The 6,361-nt window shown below is 73.4% G+C and carries 3 protein-coding genes; all 3 read left to right on the top strand.

Annotated features, from left to right (window positions below):
* Window positions 1-21: 21 nt before the first annotated feature.
* The 3 genes from cydD (at window position 22) to IEY89_RS28745 (ending at window position 6,344) form a co-directional block, all read left to right on the top strand.
* Window positions 22-3,558, top strand: a complete 3,537-nt coding sequence (gene cydD, locus IEY89_RS28755; RefSeq protein ID WP_189150433.1) for a thiol reductant ABC exporter subunit CydD — start codon at window positions 22-24, stop codon at window positions 3,556-3,558.
* Between the two features lie 101 nt (window positions 3,559-3,659).
* On the top strand, window positions 3,660-5,174 hold the full coding sequence (locus tag IEY89_RS28750) for a GAF domain-containing protein (RefSeq protein WP_189150432.1): 1,515 nt from the start codon (window positions 3,660-3,662) through the stop codon (window positions 5,172-5,174).
* A gap of 102 nt (window positions 5,175-5,276) precedes the next feature.
* Window positions 5,277-6,344 carry a peptidoglycan DD-metalloendopeptidase family protein gene (locus IEY89_RS28745; protein ID WP_189150431.1) on the top strand — a complete coding sequence of 356 codons (1,068 nt, stop codon included), beginning with the start codon at window positions 5,277-5,279 and terminating at the stop codon, window positions 6,342-6,344.
* Window positions 6,345-6,361 lie beyond the last annotated feature (17 nt).

Below are 6,361 nucleotides of genomic sequence, written 5' to 3'. Positions count from 1 at the left end.
CACCTCCCTGGACCGAAGGGCATGTTTCACGTGAAACCAATCGATCCGCGGCTGCTCCGGTACGCCGGTGCCACGCGCCGATTCCTGCTGGCGGTCATCGGCCTCGGTGCAGTCGGCGCGGGGCTGGTCATCGCACAGGCCATGCTCATCGCCGAGGTGGTGGTCGGCGCGTTCCAGCACGGACAGCCGGTCACCGAACTCCGCACCCCCCTGCTGCTGTTGGCGGCCGTCGCCGGTGGTCGGGCGGTGGTCTCCTGGCTCACCGAGCTCGCCGCGCACCGGACGAGCGCGGCCGTGAAGTCGGAGCTGCGCGGCCGGTTGCTGGAGCGGGCCGTCGCGCTCGGCCCCGGGTGGCTGAGCGGGCAGCGGACCGGATCGCTGGTCGCCCTCGCCACGCGGGGGGTCGACGCGCTGGACGACTATTTCTCGCGCTACCTGCCGCAGTTGGGGCTCGCGGTGGTGGTGCCCGTGGCCGTGCTCGCGCGGATCGTCACCGAGGACTGGGTGTCGGCCGCGATCATCGTCGGCACCCTGCCGCTCATTCCCGTCTTCATGGTGCTGATCGGCTGGGCCACCCAGTCCCGGATGGACCGTCAATGGCGGCTGCTGTCCCGGCTGTCGGGCCACTTCCTGGATGTCGTGGCCGGGCTGCCGACGCTGAAGGTGTTCGGCCGGGCCAAGGCGCAGGCCGAGTCGATCCGGCGGATCACCGGTGAGTACCGGCAGGCCACGATGGGGACCCTGCGGATCGCCTTCATCTCGTCCTTCGCGCTGGAGCTGCTGGCGACGCTTTCCGTGGCGCTGGTCGCGGTGACCATCGGTATGCGGCTCGTGCACGGCGAGATGGACCTCTACATCGGGCTCGTCATTCTCGTCCTCGCGCCCGAGGCGTATCTGCCGCTCAGGCAGGTGGGCGCCCAGTTCCACGCGGCGGCCGAGGGGCTGGCCGCGGCCGAGGAGATCTTCGCCGTACTGGAGACGCCGGTGCCGGAATCCGGGACCGGGGCGGTTCCTGAGGGCGGGGTGGCCTTCGAGGGTGTCACGGTCCGGTATCCCGGGCGGTCGGTGGACGCGGTGGCGGAGGTGTCCTTCGCCGTCGAGGCCGGCGAGACGGTCGCGCTCGTCGGGCCGAGCGGCGCGGGCAAGTCGACGCTGCTGCACGCGCTGCTCGGGTTCGTACGGCCGACGGAAGGGCGGGTGTCGGTCGGGGGAGCCGATCTCGCCGGCATCGATCTGGACCAGTGGCGTTCGCGGGTGGCCTGGGTGCCGCAGCGGCCCCACCTGTTCGCCGGGTCGATCGCCGAGAACGTACGGCTGGCCCGGCCCGACGCCGACGACACCGCCGTACGGAGGGCCCTTGCCGATGCCGGCGCCCTGGAGTTCGTGGACACGCTGCCCGAGGGCATGCACGCGGTGCTCGGCGAGGACGGGGCCGGGCTCTCCGCCGGGCAGCGGCAACGGCTCGCGCTGGCCCGGGCGTTCCTCGCGGACCGGCCTGTGCTGCTGCTCGACGAGCCGACGGCCGCGCTGGACGGGGAGACCGAGGCCGAGGTCGTGGGCGCCGTACGGCGCCTTGCCGTCGGACGGACAGTGCTCCTGGTCGTGCATCGGCCGGCGCTGCTGGCGGTGGCGGACCGGGTGGTGCGGCTGGCGGAGGAAGTCCGGCCCGCTCACCTGCCTGGTGCCGAGCAGACAGGCGGTTCTCTCGGCGGTGACGGATTCGTCGTGGGCGGTCCACAGGGTGCACAGCTCCCCGTGCTCGACGAGGAGGAACTCGTGCCCGGCGTTCCCGCGGGGCGACGTGGGGTGCTCGCGCGGGTGCGGGCCATGTCCGGGGCCCGGCGCGGGCGGCTCGGGCTCGCGCTGCTGCTCGGAAGTCTCGCGCTCGGCAGTGCCGTCGGGCTCATGGCGACCTCCGGGTGGCTCATCTCGCGGGCCTCGCAGCAGCCGCCCGTGCTGTATCTGATGGTCGCCGTGACGGCCACGCGTGCCTTCGGGATCGGGCGGGCCGTCTTCCGGTACGCCGAGCGGCTGGTGTCGCACGACGTCGTGCTGCGGATGCTGGCCGACACCCGGGTCGCCGTCTACCGGCGCCTGGAGCGGCTGGCGCCCGCCGGACTGCGGACGACCCGGCGCGGGGACCTGCTGTCGCGGCTCGTCGCCGATGTGGACGCCCTCCAGGATTACTGGCTGCGCTGGCTGCTGCCCGCCGGGGCCGCCCTCGTCGTCTCCGCCGCCTCCGTCGGGTTCACGGCGTGGCTGCTGCCGGAGGCCGGCGCCGTGCTCGCCGCCGGGCTGCTCGCGGCCGGAGTGGGCGTCCCCCTCGTGACCAGTGCTGTGGCACGGCGCGCGGAACGCCGGCTCGCCCCGGCCCGCGGGGCGCTCGCCACGCACGTGGCCGACCTGCTCACCGGAACCGCCGAGTCGACGGTCGCGGGCGCCCTGAACGGACGTACCGAGCGGGTACGGCGGGCCGACTCCGCACTCACCCGGATCGCCTCGCGCGCCGCCACCGCCACCGCGCTCGGCGACGGACTCACCGCGCTGCTGTCCGGGCTGACGGTCGCTGCCACCGCCCTCGTGGGCGTGCAAGGGGTCGCCGACGGGCGGCTCGGCGGGGTGGTGATGGCCGTTGTCGTCCTCACTCCCCTGGCCGCCTTCGAGGCCGTCCTGGGGCTGCCGCTCGCCGTGCGCTACCGGCAGCGGGTGCGCAGGAGCGCGGAGCGCGTGTACGAGGTCCTGGACGCGCCCGACCCGGTACGCGAACCCGAAGAGCCGCTCCCCGCGCCCCTGTCGCCGTTCCCGGTCGTCGTCAAGGAGCTGGCCGCCCGCCACGCCGGGCAGGACCGGGACGCGCTCGCCCGCCTCGACCTCACCCTCGACGAAGGGCGCCGGATCGCCGTCGTCGGCCCGTCCGGGTCCGGCAAGACGACGCTCGCGCAGGTGCTCCTGCGGTTCCTGGACGCGGACGCCGGCTCCTACACGCTGGGCGGTGTGGACGCGTACGCGCTGGACGGCGACGACGTACGGCGGCTGGTCGGGCTGTGCGCCCAGGACGCGCACCTCTTCGACAGCTCCGTGTGCGAGAACCTGTTGCTGGCGAAGAAGGACGCGACGGAGGACGACCTGCGGGGTGCCCTCGCGCGGGCACGGCTGCTGGACTGGGCCGAGTCGCTGCCCGAGGGGCTCGACACGCTGGTCGGCGAGCACGGGGCGCGGCTGTCCGGCGGGCAGCGGCAACGGCTGGCGCTCGCCCGGGCGCTGCTCGCGGACTTCCCGGTGCTTGTGCTCGACGAGCCGGCCGAACATCTCGACCTGCCGACGGCCGACGCGCTCACCGCCGATCTGCTGGCCGCGACCGAGGGCCGTACGACGCTGCTCATCACCCACCGCCTGGCCGGTCTCGACGCCGTGGACGAGGTGATCGTGCTGGACGGGGGGCAGGTCGTGCAACGGGGGACGTACGCGGAACTGGTCGCCGTCGAAGGGCCGCTGCGGGGGATGGCGGAGCGGGAGGCCGAGTCCGAGCAACTGGCGTTGGTGGCGGCGACGCGTTAGTCACCTGTTCGTCAGTCCTCCACGCGTCTGCGCGTCTGCTCGTCAAGGGAGTGGTTCGCGCTCGACTTTCGGGGACAAACAGGAGTAATTAGGCTCGTGGAATGTCCGACCTACCGCTTCGTCCCGAGCCGTGCGTGCCGCAGTTGCTGGAAGCCATGCGGGCCGTCGGGAGCGGGCTCGGGCCGCATGCCACGCTGGAGCGGATCTGTGCGACGGCGACCGCCCTGGTGGACGCCGGGCGCGTGGCCATCGGGGTCCTCGCCGAGGACGGCACCGGCTTCGCCGACTTCGTTCACCACGGTGTCGACGAGGACACCGTCCGGTGGGTCGAGCCGATCCGGGTGCACGGTGAGGTCTTCGGGAAGCTGTACCTGGGTGACAAGCGAGGCGGCGGCCCCTTCACCGAGCACGACCTGACCCTGGTCCGAGTGCTGGCCACCGAGGCGGGCATCGCCATCGGCAACGCCCGCCTGTACGAGGCCGCCCGGCAGCGCGAGCGCTGGATCGACGGATCCGTGGCCGTGACCACCGCGCTGCTCTCGGGCGGCGACATCGGCGACTCCCTCCGGATCGTCGCCGAACAGGCCCGCAGGCTCTCCGGGGCGGCGGCCGGGATCGTGCTGCTGCCCGCCGACGAGGGCGGCCTGGAGGTCGTCGCCGTGGACGCGGAACGCCCCTCCGACGCCCTCGGCATGGTCATCCCGCCGGAGAGCGAGATCGTCGCCGAACTCCTCGCCGGCGAGCCGCTGTTCGTCGCGGACGCGGCCACCGACCCCCGGCTGGTCCTCCACACCGGCCTCACCCTGGGCTACGGGCCCACCATGCTGCTCCCCCTGCAGAGTGACGGCCGTGTCGTCGGCAGCCTCGCCATGCCCCGCGGGCGGGGAGAGCGGGCGTTCACGGAGACGGAGCGCGCGCTCGCCGTCCAGTTCGCCGCGCAGGCCGCGCTCGCGCTGATGATGGCCGAGGCACAGCGCGACCGGGAACGGCTCGCGGTGTACGAGGACCGCGACCGGATCGCCCGTGACCTGCACGATCTCGTCATCCAACGGCTGTTCGCCACCGGGATGATGCTGGAGAGCGCCCAGCGCGGACCGGTCGCGCCCGAAGTACGGGACGGCGTCGGCAGGGCCGTCGACGAACTAGACGTCACCATCCAGGAGATCCGCACCGCGATCTTCGCGCTCCAGGACGACCCCGGGGAGGTGCCGTCCGAACTGTCCACGCGGGTGCGGCGGGAGATCAGCACGGCCGCCGTGGCACTCGGCTTCAAGCCCTCGCTCCGGGTGGCCGGTCCGGTCGACAGCGCGGTCGGCGAGCCGACCGGCAAGAACCTCGTCGCCGCTCTGCGCGAGGGCCTGTCCAACGCCTTCCGCCATGCCGGGGCGTCCCGGATCGATGTCGTGGTCGACGCGGACGCGACCCTGCCGGACGGCAGGCCGGGTGTACGGCTGACCGTCGCCGACGACGGTGTCGGCATCCCCGAGGGCGGTCGGCGCAGCGGCCTCAGGAACCTGAAACGGCGCGCCGAGTCGCTGGGCGGCGACAGCCGGCACGGACCCGGCAGCGGCCCGGACGGCGGCGGTACGACGGTGGTGTGGCAGGCGCCGTACTGAGGTCGCCGCGGACGCCGTTACTGAGCCGTTCGTGGCAACGGGTCCCCCAGGCGTACGACGTGAACAGGCGACCGGCCCGGTTTGCGGTGCACGATCGCTGACATGGGCTCACGTCGCCGTCATCCGCTGCTCGTTCCGGCGCTGCTGTGCGCGCTCGCCGTCCTGGTCGCCCGGCCGACGGCCGCTTCGGGCGAGGACACGGATCCCGGATCGGACGCCGCTACGGACTCGGGTCTCAGCACCGAGGTGACCCGGCTGTACGCGGATGCCGCCGTGGTGACGCAGCAGTACGAGGCCGGACGGCGCGAGTCCGAGGCGGAAGGGGCCAAGGCCCGGCGGTACGAGGAACTCCTCACCCGCGAACGGCGCGACATCGCCGTCCTGCACGAGGACCTCGGCCGGATCGCGCGCGGCCAGTACCGCAGCGGAGGCGGCCTGCCGCTCACCGCGCAGATGCTGCTCGCGGACAGCCCGGAGGAGCTGATGCGTGGTCAGCGGGCCGTGTGGCAGGCCGATCTCGCCGTCAACAACGCGATCGGCAAGAGCAGGCGCGCGGAGGCCCGGCTCGCCGCCGACGAGGCGAAGGCGGCGGCGCAGTGGCAGAAACTGGAGCGCCGGAACGGCGAACTCGCCGAGCTGAAGCGGTCGATCGATGCGAAGCTCGAAGAGGCCCGCTGGACGCTCCAGGGCCGGGCCGACGCCTCGGTCACGGCGGGCTCCTGCCGGGGCGCCGTTCGGCTCGACCAGCCGGATCCCGGGACCATGCCGGAGTACGTCACGCCCGTGGAGACGTACGAGCTGTCCGCGAGTTTCGGCAGCGGCGGCGACCGGTGGGCCAACGGGCACACCGGGCAGGACTTCGCGGTACCGATCGGCACTCCGGTGCGGGCGGTCGGCGCGGGCAGGGTGGTGTCGGTGTCGTGCGGGGGCGCCTTCGGCATCGAGATCGTGATCGAGCATCCCGGGGGCTACTACACGCAGTACGCGCACCTCGCCGCCGTCACCGTCGACCAGGGGCAGCGGGTGACCCCGGGTCAGTGGATCGGCCAGACCGGCACGACCGGCAACTCGACCGGCCCGCACCTGCACTTCGAGGTACGCGTCACACCGGAACTGGGGTCGGGGGTGGACCCGGCGGCGTGGCTGACGGAGCGCGGGGTGCGGTTGTAGGTGAGGCCCCGTACGCC

The sequence above is a fragment of the Streptomyces lacrimifluminis genome, from assembly GCF_014646095.1.
Taxonomy (GTDB): Bacteria; Actinomycetota; Actinomycetes; order Streptomycetales; family Streptomycetaceae; genus Streptomyces; species Streptomyces lacrimifluminis.
Note: the sequence above shows the minus strand (reverse complement) of the source record. Positions and strands in the feature narration are given on the sequence as shown.

Bases quoted from the DNA above. Each gene is read 5' to 3' on its own strand.
- cydD (WP_189150433.1), top strand. From the start codon at position 22: ATGTTTCACGTGAAACCAATCGATCCGCGGCTGCTCCGGTACGCCGGT.
- IEY89_RS28745 (WP_189150431.1), top strand. From the start codon at position 5,277: ATGGGCTCACGTCGCCGTCATCCGCTGCTCGTTCCGGCGCTGCTGTGC.
- IEY89_RS28750 (WP_189150432.1), top strand. From the start codon at position 3,660: ATGTCCGACCTACCGCTTCGTCCCGAGCCGTGCGTGCCGCAGTTGCTG.